The sequence below is a fragment of the Dactylosporangium siamense genome, from assembly GCF_016862795.1.
In the GTDB taxonomy this organism is placed as follows: domain Bacteria; phylum Actinomycetota; class Actinomycetes; order Mycobacteriales; family Micromonosporaceae; genus Dactylosporangium; species Dactylosporangium siamense.
In genome coordinates this window covers 113896-126571 of record NZ_BONQ01000129.1, presented here as the reverse complement: position 1 = coordinate 126571, position 12676 = coordinate 113896, and the positions used below count along the sequence as shown (strand labels likewise).

The 12676-nt window shown below is 69.8% G+C and carries 17 protein-coding genes; 11 read left to right on the top strand and 6 right to left on the bottom strand.

Translation table 11 applies throughout. The features are described 5' to 3' along the window. Positions 1-11 precede the first annotated feature (11 nt). Positions 12-302, top strand: a complete 291-nt coding sequence (locus Dsi01nite_RS41915) for a hypothetical protein (RefSeq protein ID WP_203851982.1) — start codon at positions 12-14, stop codon at positions 300-302. A gap of 24 nt (positions 303-326) precedes the next feature. Here Dsi01nite_RS41915 and Dsi01nite_RS41910 read toward each other — a convergent pair whose 3' ends face one another. The 3 genes from Dsi01nite_RS41910 to Dsi01nite_RS57805 all read right to left on the bottom strand — a co-directional run bounded on the left by Dsi01nite_RS41910 (position 327) and on the right by Dsi01nite_RS57805 (position 2214). Next, positions 327-1076: an MBL fold metallo-hydrolase gene (locus tag Dsi01nite_RS41910; protein WP_203851981.1), complete on the bottom strand. Its 750-nt coding sequence runs from the start codon at positions 1074-1076 to the stop codon at positions 327-329. A 66-nt stretch (positions 1077-1142) separates the two neighbouring features. Beyond that, positions 1143-1712, bottom strand: a complete 570-nt coding sequence (locus Dsi01nite_RS41905) for an SMI1/KNR4 family protein (RefSeq protein ID WP_203851980.1) — start codon at positions 1710-1712, stop codon at positions 1143-1145. 142 nt (positions 1713-1854) lie between these two features. After that, a complete protein-coding gene (locus tag Dsi01nite_RS57805) occupies positions 1855-2214 on the bottom strand; it encodes a hypothetical protein (RefSeq protein WP_239136569.1) in 360 nt (119 codons plus the stop codon). Between Dsi01nite_RS57805 and Dsi01nite_RS58515 the strand changes: the two genes are divergently transcribed. The 3 genes from Dsi01nite_RS58515 (at position 2110) to Dsi01nite_RS41890 (ending at position 4256) form a co-directional block, all read left to right on the top strand. Then, on the top strand, positions 2110-2673 hold the full coding sequence (locus tag Dsi01nite_RS58515) for a 2'-5' RNA ligase family protein (protein WP_275423457.1): 564 nt from the start codon (positions 2110-2112) through the stop codon (positions 2671-2673). The two genes, Dsi01nite_RS57805 and Dsi01nite_RS58515, sit on opposite strands and share 105 nt — an antisense overlap. A 156-nt stretch (positions 2674-2829) precedes the next feature. Then, positions 2830-3180 carry a PadR family transcriptional regulator gene (locus Dsi01nite_RS41895; RefSeq protein WP_203851978.1) on the top strand — a complete coding sequence of 117 codons (351 nt, stop codon included), beginning with the start codon at positions 2830-2832 and terminating at the stop codon, positions 3178-3180. A gap of 56 nt (positions 3181-3236) precedes the next feature. Beyond that, positions 3237-4256 carry a hypothetical protein gene (locus Dsi01nite_RS41890; RefSeq protein WP_203851977.1) on the top strand — a complete coding sequence of 340 codons (1020 nt, stop codon included), beginning with the start codon at positions 3237-3239 and terminating at the stop codon, positions 4254-4256. Between the two features lie 180 nt (positions 4257-4436). Here Dsi01nite_RS41890 and Dsi01nite_RS41885 read toward each other — a convergent pair whose 3' ends face one another. Genes Dsi01nite_RS41885 through Dsi01nite_RS41875 form a run of 3 tightly spaced genes read right to left on the bottom strand, consistent with a single transcriptional unit; the run spans position 4437 to position 6051 of the window. After that, positions 4437-4790, bottom strand: coding sequence for a hypothetical protein (locus Dsi01nite_RS41885; protein ID WP_203851976.1), 354 nt, complete (start codon positions 4788-4790; stop codon positions 4437-4439). Between the two features lie 30 nt (positions 4791-4820). Continuing rightward, on the bottom strand, positions 4821-5417 hold the full coding sequence (locus Dsi01nite_RS41880) for a cadmium resistance transporter (RefSeq protein ID WP_203851975.1): 597 nt from the start codon (positions 5415-5417) through the stop codon (positions 4821-4823). A 4-nt stretch (positions 5418-5421) separates the two neighbouring features. Next, the gene (locus tag Dsi01nite_RS41875; RefSeq protein ID WP_203851974.1) at positions 5422-6051 is read right to left on the bottom strand and encodes a hypothetical protein; all 630 of its coding nucleotides are present in this window, start codon (positions 6049-6051) and stop codon (positions 5422-5424) included. A gap of 50 nt (positions 6052-6101) precedes the next feature. Between Dsi01nite_RS41875 and Dsi01nite_RS41870 the strand changes: the two genes are divergently transcribed. The 7 genes from Dsi01nite_RS41870 to Dsi01nite_RS41840 all read left to right on the top strand — a co-directional run bounded on the left by Dsi01nite_RS41870 (position 6102) and on the right by Dsi01nite_RS41840 (position 12651). Further along, positions 6102-6605: an HIT family protein gene (locus Dsi01nite_RS41870; RefSeq protein ID WP_203851973.1), complete on the top strand. Its 504-nt coding sequence runs from the start codon at positions 6102-6104 to the stop codon at positions 6603-6605. A 221-nt stretch (positions 6606-6826) separates the two neighbouring features. Next, entirely contained in the window at positions 6827-7270 is a 444-nt protein-coding gene (locus tag Dsi01nite_RS41865; RefSeq protein ID WP_203851972.1) for a MarR family winged helix-turn-helix transcriptional regulator, read from the top strand. A gap of 196 nt (positions 7271-7466) precedes the next feature. Continuing rightward, a complete protein-coding gene (locus Dsi01nite_RS41860; protein WP_203851971.1) occupies positions 7467-8897 on the top strand; it encodes an MATE family efflux transporter in 1431 nt (476 codons plus the stop codon). 67 nt (positions 8898-8964) lie between these two features. Next, the gene (locus Dsi01nite_RS41855; protein ID WP_203851970.1) at positions 8965-9306 is read left to right on the top strand and encodes a putative quinol monooxygenase; all 342 of its coding nucleotides are present in this window, start codon (positions 8965-8967) and stop codon (positions 9304-9306) included. Between the two features lie 93 nt (positions 9307-9399). Beyond that, on the top strand, positions 9400-10539 hold the full coding sequence (locus tag Dsi01nite_RS41850; RefSeq protein WP_203851969.1) for a trypsin-like serine protease: 1140 nt from the start codon (positions 9400-9402) through the stop codon (positions 10537-10539). Positions 10540-10693: 154 nt separating this feature from the next. Further along, positions 10694-11647 carry a transporter substrate-binding domain-containing protein gene (locus Dsi01nite_RS41845; protein ID WP_203851968.1) on the top strand — a complete coding sequence of 318 codons (954 nt, stop codon included), beginning with the start codon at positions 10694-10696 and terminating at the stop codon, positions 11645-11647. Positions 11648-11799: 152 nt separating this feature from the next. Continuing rightward, complete coding sequence (locus Dsi01nite_RS41840) at positions 11800-12651, top strand: amino acid ABC transporter permease (protein ID WP_203851967.1); 852 nt, start codon at positions 11800-11802, stop codon at positions 12649-12651. The last annotated feature ends 25 nt before the right edge of the window (positions 12652-12676 follow it).

Below are 12676 nucleotides of genomic sequence, written 5' to 3'. Positions count from 1 at the left end.
ATCATGGGGGCATGGGGATTGGGCCGGTTGTCGCGTTCTGTTTCGGGCTGCTCGTCTTCGGTGTTGGCTGCGCGCTGGCCATGAACTACCGGGGATTCGCCGTCATCTACGCCCGGCGTGCGGAGCGGTCGGCCCGCGCGGTAGGAGTCGGGCGTAACCGCGTGCCCCACCCCATGGACGAACACGACCGGATCGTCTTCTTCCGGACCGTGGGTGGGTTCGTCGCGTTGGTCGGCGTGGTCATGATGGTGGTCGTCGTCGGTGGCCTGCTCGGCTTCATGGACGTGACGTACGGCGGCTGATCGACGTCCTGCACCGGCTGACCGTCATCCGGCTGTCCTGCGCAGGTAGGTTTCCGCCAGCCGACGCAGACGGGTCCGGTCGAAGCTGCGCCCGTGGCCGGGGTGCACGACGGACACGTCGAGGTCGGCGAGGAACTGCATACTTCGCCGGTACGCCGTCACGTCGGAGTTCGGCAGGTCGTCGATCAGGCCACCGTCGTAGATGATGTCGCCGGAGTACAGGGTCCCGGTGCGCTCCTCCAGCAGCGCGATGCTGCCCGGGGTGTGGCCGGGCAGGTGCAGCACCGTCAGCTCCCACCCGCCCAGGTCGACCCGGTCCCCGTCGTCGAGCGTGCGGTGCACGGTCATGGGCTCGATGCGGTAGGTGGCCGGGTCGTAGCCGGGATCGGGCAGGACGTCGAGCATGAGCTCCGGGACTGGTTCGCCGGCTGCGTCGATCCCGAGTTTGTCGTAGAGCTCCGCGCCGTACAGGCTCGCCGGTACACCAGCCTCCAGGAGCCCTGCCTCGGCGGGGTGGGCGGCCCGGTCGCCGAACTCGGGCGCCCCGCCGACGTGATCCAGGTGCGCGTGGGTGAGCACGACCAGCGGGTCGCGCTCGAACAGGCCCGGAATCGCGTCCCGCAGGGCGACGACCCCGAGCCCGGCGTCGACCACGATGTCCCGGTCGCTGCCGCGCAACCACCAGAAGTTCGCCGACAGCAGCTCGTTGACGTGCGGCTCCGAGATCCGCACGACGTCGGCACCGACCTGGGCCTGCGCAAACCACTCGACCATGCCCCCAAGTCTGCCAGCGCGGGCACCGTCCCAACGTGTTCGCAGTCCACGGCACGCCCGACCCGCTCAGTCGTCCCAGCCGAGTTCGCCGTCGTGGGCGACGACCGGGCGCAGACCGGGATGGGCGGCACTGCCGGACATCCGACCACCGGTGAGCAGGGCGGTGGCCAGGTCGGCGACCTCGCTTGCCAGGTTCGGCCACGGCGGGACCTGCTGGTTTCGCGTGTCCACGTGGTCCCAGTAGAAGACCTCGCCGGTGGCGCCGGGGCTGTGGTCGACCATGAGACTGGCAAGTCCTTCATCGGTGGTCAGCGGCAGCCAGGTCGGCCGCCAGAGGTCGGGCCACTCGACGCGAGAGTCCCGCGTGACGTCGTTGATGGTGCGCCACCGCTCGGCGATCTGCCTCGTGTCGAGCATGCGGTGCACCGGGGCGAGCGGAAACGCGCCGTCGAATCCGGTCGAGCCGTTGTGCCAGCGCAGCAGAGCCTCGACCTCGGGCCGCAGCCGGAACCCCAGGACCTCTTCCAGCGTGGCGATCTCGGCGGCGGTCACCGGCGGCGCGAGCAGCGCGGCGGTCGTGGGTGTGTGTTGCTGTAACCATTGTTCGATCTGCTCCAGCGAGGTTGCGAGGCTCATGCCGACCATCCTGGCCGGCCGGGCCGACCTTCGGGCCAGAGACGGGCGGGCCCGCCTTGTTTGTGGCATGTCCGGACGCCGAACCTGTGCCGTCAGCGGGCCGGCTGAGGCAGCAGGCGGCGGAAGCGCGCCGGTGCGTGACTCAACTGCCGGTGTCGAGCGCGATGCCGAAGTTCTGCCCCTTCTTGCGCACGATCCAGGTGCCGGACACGACGCCGCGGCTCACTGTGACCAGGGGCAGCATCGTCGTGAGGTCTGAGATGAACATCGGATAGTGGTGGCCGCCGGTGTCGCGCCAGACCAGGTACTTGGCGGATCGCCCGGTTCGCATGGAGTCCAGGGTCAGCGTCGCGGTGAACGCGACGTTGGGTCGCATGCTGTACGGCACGACGTACGCATCGTCGTCGAGGTAGGAGTAGCCGCGCGAGCCTTCGACGTAGAAGAGCAGGTTCCCGCGTTTGTCGTAGGGCACCTCGGTGATGGAGGTCTTCCGGGTTGCCATGACCGTCTCCTTGACCTGACGTCTTCCTCTATTGCGCGAAGATCATGCCCGGCCGTCGGGGGTCGCGCCAACTCGGCTGGATCCGATGTCCCGGTCGCTGCCGCGCAACCACCAGAAGTTCGCCGACAGCAGCTTGCAGGCTCGCCCGGCGCCGTCCGACTCACCGTCTCGCCATGGGAACCCGTGCTCGAACTGCACCGACGGCTGATCGCAGCGACCTCCGCGGGTCAGACCAACGACGCGATGGCATTCCGCCCTCACATCGGCGTCGCGTACTGCAACAGCAACGAGCTGGCCGGGCCGCTGATCACGAAGGTAGATCCGCTCCGTGAGCTGCCGACCGTTGACCTGTGCACGGTGTCGGCTGAACTCGTGCTCCTTCGTCGCGAAGGAGCCGCCTACAGGTGGTCCACCTGCGCATCCGTACCGCTGGGCGGGCAACGCCACGGGAATTGTTGAACGAGTTCACCAACCCGATACCGCACGCTGTCGCTTGGAGCCGCCACGGCTGTGCAGGGACAACGTTCCGGATGTGGTGACGACGGATCTGTTTCCGGGTTGCACCCGGCGGTGGCGATCTTCCGTCATACCTTCGCAGCCGATATATTGGCTCGCGTGGAGACCCCGCTGCGAGAACCCACGTTCCTGATCCTCACGGCCCTGGCCGGCGAGCCCTTGCACGGATACGGCCTGATCGCCGAGGTGGACCGGCTGTCCGGCGGCCGCGTCTCGCTGCGGCCCGGCACGCTGTACGGGGCACTCGACCGGCTGGTCGACGCCGGCCTGGTGCGCGTTGACCACGAGGAGATCGTCGAAGGCCGGCTGCGCCGCTACTACCAGCTCACCGAGCCCGGCGGCGAGGTGCTGGCCACCGAAACCGAACGCATGCGCCGCAACGTCGATGCTGCAACCGCCCGATTGCGCGCCATCAAGGCTGCGCCCCGCCTCAGTGGAGGGGTCGCATGAGCCCGGCGGAACGCCGGCATGACCGCCCGGAAGGGCAGGGCCAGGGAGGCTCGACCATGACCGATCTGGAACGCCGCTATGCGCGCTGGACGGCGCTGTTCTATCCGGCCGGCTATCGGCGGGAGCGTGGTTCGGAGTTGGTGGACACCTACCTGTCCCTGGCCGCGCCCGACCGCAAGCGACCCTCGGCCGCCGACGTCGCGGACCTCGCGGTCGGTGGGCTGCGCCAGCATCTGCGGATCGCGCAGGGCCTCGGTCCCGGTTTCCGGCTCGCCGGCGTGCTCGCGCTGGCCACGCTGGCCGCGTGCGCGACCGGGTGGGCGATCTTCGAGGCGGTGGTGCCCTGGGCGCCGTGGTTTCCGCAGCGCGGGCCTTTCCTCTCGTCGCTCGGCGTCCCGGTGTGGGCAGCCTGGTTGGTGGCCGTCGTCGTGTACGTCGCCGCGCCCGGCCGGTGGTTCCGGGGGGCGGTCGGTCTCGCCGTGCTGGTGACTGCGGGAAGCGTCGTGCTGGCTGCGATGGTGCCCGGAGTGCATCGGCCGCCGCTGTTCGTGCTGCTGCCCCAGGTCGTGCTCGGGATCGTCGCGCTCGGCGCGGCCGGACGGCAACCCCGGTGGGTTCGGCAGCTACCGCTTGCCGCTGCGGCAGCGATCGTGCCGGTCGCTGTCAGCACCGCGCCTCGCTTCGTCTTCTCCGGCGACTTCTACTACGAAGCCGGCGCGACGGCATTGCCTGCCGCTGCGGTGACGCTGCTGATCGGCGGGGCGTTGCTCGCGTTCGGCCTGGCCGCCCGGCACGACCACCGCGGCGTCTGGGCGCTGCTGATCCTGCTCACGCCGATCGGCATGCTGGCACTGAACCCGCTCAGTGCGATGCTCGACGACACGGGCCCCGGCAGGTCCATCATCCCGGTGTGGTCACACATGGTGGGCGCGTCAGTGCTGGTGTTGATGGTCGGCCTGGTTTCGATGCCGCTGGCCATCGCGGCGCGGGGCCGACTGCCGTCGGGCGGCCGGCCGGTCCACACCGACGCGGTTCGTTGCCCAACCTGCGGCGCGCCCTCAGCGTCGGTCAGGTGAGGGCGCCGGTCATGGCCACGACGATGGGGCCGAGCAGGGGCAGCACGACGTTGGACATGGCGTAGACGACGGTGTAGCTCATCAGTGGGGTGGTGTTGCCGGCCGCCTGCTGGACCGCGGTGGCGGCCGGGGTGGAGCACTGCTGTCCCCGTTCACCTCACCCCTCACCCACCGCCCGGATCATCGCGGCTGCTGCAGCCACCGCCACGCCTGGTGCAGCCGCTCACGGATCGTTCCGCCCGCCGGGCCCTCCGCGGCCTCGGCCGCGACCGGGTCCTCACCCGGATCGTGCAGCTCGGCACCGGGGACGGTGAGGGTGACGCCATGCTCGTACAACCCGTCGACCTGGTCACGGTCGGCGAACACGGCGCCCTTCAGCAGATACTGGGGCCGCACGATCAGGCCGTGGAAGACGTCGCTGTCCACGTCGGCCAGCACGTGCTCCACGACGCCGACCCCGGTCCCGTCGCGATCGAACACCGGCACCCCGACCGGCAGGGCCGAACACGGCACCGGCGCACCGAGATCCTCCATGCCGACGACATACCCACGCGTGCCGCCGGGTCACAGGCCGAACGCGCCACCTTCGACGAGGATGAGCACGCCGATCCCGATCAGGACGGCCGGCATCAGGATGTGCCCCCACCGGCTGAGCGCCCTGGCGATCACGGGGCGGGTGGCGAAGTACCGGCCGGCGGCGACCCAGACGCCGACCAGGACGAGGAAGACGGCGACGTAGACGCTCATGCCGCCGGTTCCCGCGGTGGCGAACACCGGCACGTAGACGCCGATGTTGTCGCCGCCGTTGGCGAACGTGACCGTGGCCACCTCGAGGACCTTCGGCCCGTCCGACCCGGCCCGGGTCTCCTCGTCGGCGTCGCCGCGGTGCCGCCACGCCTGCACGGCGGCCTTGACGCCCAGGCCGAGCGGGAGGAGCCCGAGATACGGGATGACGCTCTCGGGCAGGAACGTCGCGCCGAACGCGGCCGCCACGGCGGCGACCAGGATCGCGGCGAAGCCGAGGTACTGCCCGACGGCGATGTTCCTTGTCGCGCCCCGGTGGCCGGCGCCCTGGGAGAAGAACAGGGCGAGGACGAGCAGGTCGTCGATGTTCGTGACGGCGAACAGGCCGGCCGCCTGACCGATGATGCCGAGGTGCATGCGCCTAACCGCTGATGAGGTCGAGGAAGTCGGCGGCGTCCGGGAACGGGGCATTCTCCGGGAAGCCGCCCAGGTAGACGACGGCCTCCTCGTCCTGACAGTAGGAAAAGCCATCCAGGGCCGGGCCGACGACGATGATGTTGCCGCCGCGTCGCCAGGCGGCGTACCGCCATGAGTACCGGCCGATGGAGATCCGCGTGCCCTCGGTCCTGGCGTCACACTGCGGTGCACCGAGCCGTTCGGCGAGCCGGTCGATGGCGACGTCCACGTGTGCCGCGAACTCCTCGCGGCCTGCCCCCCGCTGGCTGGTCCAGCCGGGCAGGGAGCCCCAGAAGTCATCTGGCCACAGCTCTCCGCCCACACGGTAGGAGTGAGCGAACGGCAGGTAGAGGCAACGGTCGCCATGGACCACGTGACCGGTGGTGGTGACGAAGCGGGCGTCGTCGATCGGGATGTCCTCGTCGGACCATCCGAGGTGGCGCATCGCCCGATCGGTGACATCCGGATCGTCCCACGGCAGGTCCGCCAGCTCGATGAGCTGCCCAGCCAGCTCCGGACCGATCGGACACCCGGCGACATAGCTCTCGATGACCGTCTCGTCCTCGCCGCCGTCGGGCGGATGCTGTGCTGACACGACCGCGATCCTCCCGTCCCGAGTCGAGGTCTGACAACTATGGTGCCTGGATGGGTGGGCTTGGTGATCGGGTGCCGATGAACCTCGTCGCGTACGAGCGGCAGGTTCGCTCGGGACCGTGCTTCATCTGCGCGTTCCTCGACGGTGCGGCGGGGTTCGAGCACGAGCTGCTCCACGACGACGGCGCCCATGTGGCGTTCCTCAGCCGGTATCCGACGTTGCCGGGCTACGCACTTGTTGTGCCACGCCGGCATGTCGAGGACGTGGTCCGGGATCTCACGCCGGAGGAGTACCTGGGCCTGCAGGCCGTGGTGCACCGGGTCGCCCGGGCCGTCGGTGAGGTGCTCCAGCCGGAGCGCACCTACCTGCTGTCGCTCGGCAGCATGCAGGGCAACGCGCATGTGCACTGGCACGTCGCGCCGTTGCCGCCGGGCGTGCCGTACGAGCGGCAGCAGTATCACGCGCTCATGGCCGAGCACGGCGTCCTGCCGTACGCACCGCAGCAGTTCGCCGAGCTGGGGGCCCGAATCCGGGCGGTGCTGGCGCGGCAGTGACGACGGCCGGCGGTCACGACGGGTCCGAGCGGGCCATGCCGGTCAGGCCGAGGACGGCGAGCAGGCCGAAGGCGGCCGGGATCGCGACTTGATCGGCTCGCCGGCGTACACCAGGACGTAGAGCGTCGTGAAGGCCAGCAGTGGCAGCCTCGCCCGCAGTCCTGGGCCGCCGATCAGTTCGAGTGTTGACAGTTAGAGTTCTAACGGTTAGCTTTTGAACCATGGACGACGCGCCGAAGTTCACCAGCCCGCTGGACCTGGTCCGCTGGATCGGGTGGGCGCAGCAGAAGGCCGGCGAGGACTGGATCCGGGCCCGCGAGCTCAGCCACCCGCAGGCCTTCGTGCTCGGCTACCTGGCGAAGCGCCCCGGTGCGATCCAGCGGGACATCGCGGAGATCACCCGCACCAGCGCGGCGAGCGTCACCAGCCTGCTGCAGGGCCTCGAACGCCGCGAGCTCGTCGAGCGCCGCACCGAGAGCGGCGACGATCGCAGCAAACGCGTCTACGCGACCCCGGCGGGCGTCGAACTGATCGCCGGGTTCGACACCGCGATGGCCGCCACGGAGGAGACCATCCTCGCCCCACTGAGCCAGGCCGAGCGGGACACGCTGCACACCCTGCTCTCCAAGATAACCGCGGAGCTGCCGCAACCGACGCGGTCGTAACCGCAGCCCGACCCCTCCCGCACCGGCGAGCCGCCGGCGCGCGCTGAACCCTGCCCTCTGCCGTGCCGGCGACCGCCGGCACCCGATGCCACCCACCGCCGTGCCGGCGTCCCGTCGGCGCGCGATGCCACCCGCCCCACAGCCGTGCCGGCGTACCGCCGGCGCGCGATGCCACCTGCCCTGGAAAGGAACAGTCATGACCACAAGCCTCGAATCGCCGGTGCAGACGGACGCCGTCGGCACCAACCGCTGGTACCTCTCGGCCGCGCCCATCGTCCGCGCCCTCGTGCACCTGTGCGTGCCGATGGCCGCCGCGATGATCGTCGGCGCCGTGTACAACGTCATCAACGCGGGCTTCATCGGCTCGCTGCACGACCCGGCGCTCCTCGCCGCGATCACCCTCGGGGCGCCGATCCTCGGCCTGGTCATGGCCGTCGGCGGGGTGTTCGGCGTCGGCGGCGGCGCGCTCATCTCACGGCTGCTCGGCGCGGCGGAACACGACCCGGCGAAGGCCGGCGAGATCAAGCACGTCTCGTCGTTCGCCGTCTGGGGCGCGGTCATCGCCGGCACCGTGTTCGGCGGCACCGGACTGCTCCTGCTGCACCCCCTGGTCACGGCGCTCGGAGCGGACGCCGCCGCCGTACCCCCGACAACCGCCTACGTCGCGGTCATGCTCGCCTTCGTCCCGGTGCTCGCCGCCGCGTTCTGCCTCGAACAGATCGTGCGGGCGGAAGGCGCCGCCCGCCAGGTGATGATCGGGCTCATCGCGTCCACGGTCGGCAACGTCGTCTTCGACGTCCTGTTCATCCTCGTGCTGCACTGGGGCGTCGCCGGCGCCGCGCTGGCGATGGGCCTGGCCAACCTCGGCGTCGTCGCGTACTTCGTCGCCTGGCTGCAGCGCAACAGCGAGCACGTCAGCCTCGCACCGCGCTGGTTCACGCTCTCCCCCGCCGTGCTGAAGCCCGTCTTCGGCGTCGGCGTCGGCGAGCTGCTCCAGTCCGCGTTCCTGATCGTCACGTCCCTGGTGCTCAACAACCTCGCGGTCGCCTACGGCGACAGCCCCCTCGCCGCCATGGGCGTCGCGGTCCGCATCGCCCAGGTGCCGGAGTTCCTGGTCATGGGCGTCACGATCGGGGTGCTGCCGCTGCTGGCGTACTCCTACGGCAAAGGCGACCGCAACCGCCTCATGGCGGCACTGCGCGGCTCCGCGCTCGCGGTCGGCGGCATCGTGCTGATCTTCTCCACGACCGTGTTCGTGTTCCGCGAGCAGGTGTTCGCCGCGTTCGTCGCGGACCGCACGGTCCTGTCCATCGGCGTCACGATCCTCACCGCGCAGCTCGTCGCGATGATCGTCAACGGGTTCCGGGGCCTGATCACGTCGCTGTTCCAGGCGACCGGACGCTCGGTGCCGGCGATGGTGATGTCGGTGTCGCAGGGCGTGCTGTTCATCCCGATCGTGTTCCTCGGCAACCTGTGGTTCGGGCTGCCCGGCATCATCTGGGCGCTGACCGTCACCGAGGGCATCGTGTTCCTCGTCGGCGCCGTGATGTGGCTGGCGTCCCGGCACGCGATCGACCGCGGCCTCGCCGAGGGTAGCCCGGAACGCGCCGAAGAAGTGCTCGCCTGAGGCCGCCGTGTCGAGAACGCGGAGCCGGCTCCGTCCCAGGGACACCAACCGACGAAGGAGCACCCAGATGACGCAGTTGCAGGGCATCGCCCGCTTCACGTTCCACCCGGGCCGGGTCGAGGAGTTCAAGCGCCTGTCCGCGCAATGCATGCAGATCGTGCGGACCAAGGACACCGGTACGCTGCAGTACGAGATCTACCTCAACGACGACGAGTCCGAGGCCATCGTGCTGGAGCGGTACCGCGACTCACAAGCGCTGATCGAGCACCTGCAGCACGTCGCCGACCTGATGGAGCCGATCCTCGCCACGGCAACCGTCACCGGCGAGATCCTCGGCTCGCCGGACGCCGAGCTCCGGGCGAACCTGGCCGGCGGCGCGGTCCGGCTCTACGCTCCCGCCGTTTTCTAGGGAACATTGCCGATGCCCGATCGGCATCGCCGGGCCACAACCTTGGTAGATCCACCGATGCCCATCGGGGCCGGTTCGCCGACGCTCGAGGACATGAAAAACCTCTGGAAAGTCTCGGGCGCCGTCGCGCTCGGCCTGGTCGCGGCGGTGGCGACCTCGGCACCGTCATACGCCGTCATCGGCGGTGCACCGCCGGCCCCGGGCGCCTACCCGTCCTACTTCGGTGCGGTCACCGCGTTCTACGACAACGGCACCGCGAAGTGCGGCGGATCCCTGATCGCAGCCGACGTGATCCTCACCGCCGCGCACTGCGTCCACGGCTCCTCCGGAGCCCGCGTGGTGATCGGCGCCGGCGACAACCTCGCGTTCGGCTTCACCGAGCACCCGCTCTACGACGGCGACACCAGCGACGGCCACGACCTCGCACTGATCTACCTGGCGCCGGGTGCCACCGGCACGGTCACGCCGATCCAGGCCGGTGCGCCCTGGGACGCCGGCGCGTACTTCGCGAACACGCCGGCCACGATCATGGGCAAAGGCGTCACGTCCACCGACGGGGCGCCGAACGCGCAGCTGCTGCTTGCCCAGACGACGCTGCGCAGCGACAGCGACATGAGCGACCTGTTCGACCCGTGGTGGGGCTTCGATCACTGGAACGAGCCGCTGATGATCGGTGCCGGCACCAGCGCGCACACGGTCTGCAACGGCGACAGCGGCGGTCCGCTCGTCGTCGACCGGGGCCACCCGGTGCAGGTCGGCGTCGCGAGCTTCGCCCACGTGTCGTTCTTCGGCACCGAGTGCGACGACGCGGCCGGGTTCGCCGAGCTGGCCAACGCACAGCTGGCCTGGCTGGCCCAGACGGTCCCATCGATCGTGCCCGGCTGGGGGTCCTGCCTTTCCCCGACCGGCTCGCCCGGCACACCGCACGCGCTGTACGGCACGACCTCGTTCCCTGGTGCCAAGCAGGACGGCAACCGCTGGTGGAGCATCTGGTGCGAGGGTGCCCCGGCCACGGTGAAGGTGCCGGACCTGCGTGGCGAGTCGGTGACGGAGGCGAAGGATGACCTCGCGGCGCTCGGCCTGCACGTCGGCGGCGTCGGGTTGGCCGTCGACAACAGCTGCGAGCTGATCAACCTGGTCATGGCGCAGTCCCCGGCGCCGGGCACCGTCGTGTCGCCCGGTTCAGGGGTGAACCTGACCGTCGGGAAGCGGCCGAAGAACCCCTGCCCGTAAGCCCGGCGCCTGCGGAGCCCTCCAACGAGGGCTCCGCAGGCGCGTTTCAGACGTTGTGGCCCCCGCGACCCGGGTCGGTACACTAAACTGTAACTTCACAACTTCTGTAACAGGCGTTACATTCTCGGAGACCACTCTTCGGGAGGACGAGCACATGCGCATCAGGCTTTTGGCAATTCCGGCGGTGATGGCGGTCCTGGCCCTGGCCGCCGGCTGCGGCGCATCCGACGGTGCATCCGGCAGCGGCAGCGACGCCTCGGCGACGCCGAAGACGGTCAGCGTGACCGTCGAGGGCGCCGGCACCGTGAGCACCGACGCCAAGGTCGCCGCGAAGCTGCCCAAGGACATCCGCGACAAGGGCAGCCTGACGGTCGCTACCAACGCCCCCTACCAGCCGTTCATCGACTTCATCGCCGAGGGCAAGACCGACGCGTTCAAGGGCCTGGACTACGACCTGTTCACGGCGGCCTCGGCGCGGCTCGGCATCACCGCGAAGTTCTCCCAGCAGCCGTTCGACGGTCTCGTGCCGGGCCTGCAGGCGGCGAAGTACGACGCGATCGCCGGCGGCATCACCGACAAGAAGGAGCGCCAGCAGGTCGCCACGTTCGTCGACTACTCGGCGTCGGGCACCGGGTTCCTGGTCAAGGCCGGCAACCCCGGTGGCGTGAAGACCGTCGCGGAGCTGTGCGGCAAGAAGGTCGCGGTGCAGAAGGCCAGCAACCAGGCGAAGCACCTGGCGGCCTACAGCAAGGACAGCTGCGGCGGCAGCGCGATCGCGGTGCAGGAGTACCCGGAGAACCCGCAGGCGGTGCAGGCGCTGCTGGCCGGCAACGTCGACGCGGTCGCCGCCACCAAGGTCAACCTCGTGGAGACCGCGGCGTCGCTGACCGGCAAGGCGGAGCTGATCGAGGACGCGGCCGCGCCGAACGGCTGGCTCGCCTCCCCCAACGGTTTCGGGTTCCTCAAGTCGCGCAAGGACCTCGCCGAGGCGTACCAGGTGGCGCTGCAGTCGCTCGTCGACGACGGCACCTACGGAAAGATCCTGGAGCACTGGAAGCAGCAGCCGATCGGGCTCAAGCAGATCACCGTCGACAAGGCCATTGATTGATCGCTGGTTGATCGCTGCTTGATCGCCGTCTGACCGCCGGCGCGACCGGCCCGAGACCCGCGATCGCTGGGTGCCGCACCGTCTGCTTGAGAGGGCGGACCGCTGCCGGCACCCGGCGATCGCGCCATCTTCAGTGACGAAGGAACACCGCCATGGATCCCACCAGTGTGCGTGCCGTACCGGTGCGTCACTACGGCCGATGGGCCGGCGCCGCCGTGCTGGTCGTCATCGCCGTGCTGTTCTTCAGGGCCCTGCTGGACAGCCCCAACCTCGAGCCGGCGACGATCGGCCAATACCTGTTCAAGGACTACGTGCTGCACGGCGTCGGCGTGACGCTGCTGCTGACCGCGGTCGCGATGGTGCTCGGCACCGCCGGCGCGGTCGTGCTGGCCGTGCTGCGGCTGTCGGCGAACCCGGTGCTGCGCGGCGGCGCCTGGGCGTTCATCTGGTTCTTCCGCGGCACGCCGCTGCTCGTGCAGATCATCTTCTGGGGGTTCCTCGGCGCGTTGTTCCCCCGGATCACCCTGTCGGTGCCGTTCGTGGGGACGCTGTTCGACCAGCCGACGAGCGTCGTGGTGTCCGGCACGACGGCCGCGATCCTGGCGTTGTCGCTCAACGAGATGGCGTACGCGGCGGAGATCGTGCGTGGCGGCATCCTCTCGGTGGACCGGGGGCAGACCGAGGCGGCGCACGCGCTCGGGATGAGCCCGGCGTTGACGATGCGCCGCATCGTGCTGCCGCAGGCGATGCGGGTCATCATCCCGCCGATGGGCAACGAGACCATCACCATGCTCAAGTCCACCGCGTTGGTGTCGGTGATCGCCGGGCACGACCTCATGACGGTCGTGCAGGGCGTGTACGGCAACAACTACAAGGTGATCCCGCTGCTGGTGGTGGCGGCGCTGTGGTATCTGGCGCTGGTCAGCGTGCTGTCGGTGGCCCAGTTCTTCGTGGAGCGGCGGTTCGGCCGTGGCTTCGCCGCACCGAGAGGTGGTCTGCGATGAGCGAGCCGAAGGGTGGTGCGGTGAG

Coding starts and splice junctions, on each gene's coding strand:
- Dsi01nite_RS41915 (WP_203851982.1), top strand. CDS start 12: ATGGGGATTGGGCCGGTTGTCGCGTTCTGTTTCGGGCTGCTCGTCTTC.
- Dsi01nite_RS41910 (WP_203851981.1), bottom strand. CDS start 1,076: ATGGTCGAGTGGTTTGCGCAGGCCCAGGTCGGTGCCGACGTCGTGCGG.
- Dsi01nite_RS41905 (WP_203851980.1), bottom strand. CDS start 1,712: ATGAGCCTCGCAACCTCGCTGGAGCAGATCGAACAATGGTTACAGCAA.
- Dsi01nite_RS57805 (WP_239136569.1), bottom strand. CDS start 2,214: ATGGCAACCCGGAAGACCTCCATCACCGAGGTGCCCTACGACAAACGC.
- Dsi01nite_RS41890 (WP_203851977.1), top strand. CDS start 3,237: ATGACCGATCTGGAACGCCGCTATGCGCGCTGGACGGCGCTGTTCTAT.
- Dsi01nite_RS41885 (WP_203851976.1), bottom strand. CDS start 4,790: ATGGAGGATCTCGGTGCGCCGGTGCCGTGTTCGGCCCTGCCGGTCGGG.
- Dsi01nite_RS41880 (WP_203851975.1), bottom strand. CDS start 5,417: ATGCACCTCGGCATCATCGGTCAGGCGGCCGGCCTGTTCGCCGTCACG.
- Dsi01nite_RS41870 (WP_203851973.1), top strand. CDS start 6,102: ATGGGTGGGCTTGGTGATCGGGTGCCGATGAACCTCGTCGCGTACGAG.
- Dsi01nite_RS41865 (WP_203851972.1), top strand. CDS start 6,827: ATGGACGACGCGCCGAAGTTCACCAGCCCGCTGGACCTGGTCCGCTGG.
- Dsi01nite_RS41860 (WP_203851971.1), top strand. CDS start 7,467: ATGACCACAAGCCTCGAATCGCCGGTGCAGACGGACGCCGTCGGCACC.
- Dsi01nite_RS41855 (WP_203851970.1), top strand. CDS start 8,965: ATGACGCAGTTGCAGGGCATCGCCCGCTTCACGTTCCACCCGGGCCGG.
- Dsi01nite_RS41850 (WP_203851969.1), top strand. CDS start 9,400: ATGAAAAACCTCTGGAAAGTCTCGGGCGCCGTCGCGCTCGGCCTGGTC.
- Dsi01nite_RS41845 (WP_203851968.1), top strand. CDS start 10,694: ATGCGCATCAGGCTTTTGGCAATTCCGGCGGTGATGGCGGTCCTGGCC.
- Dsi01nite_RS41840 (WP_203851967.1), top strand. CDS start 11,800: ATGGATCCCACCAGTGTGCGTGCCGTACCGGTGCGTCACTACGGCCGA.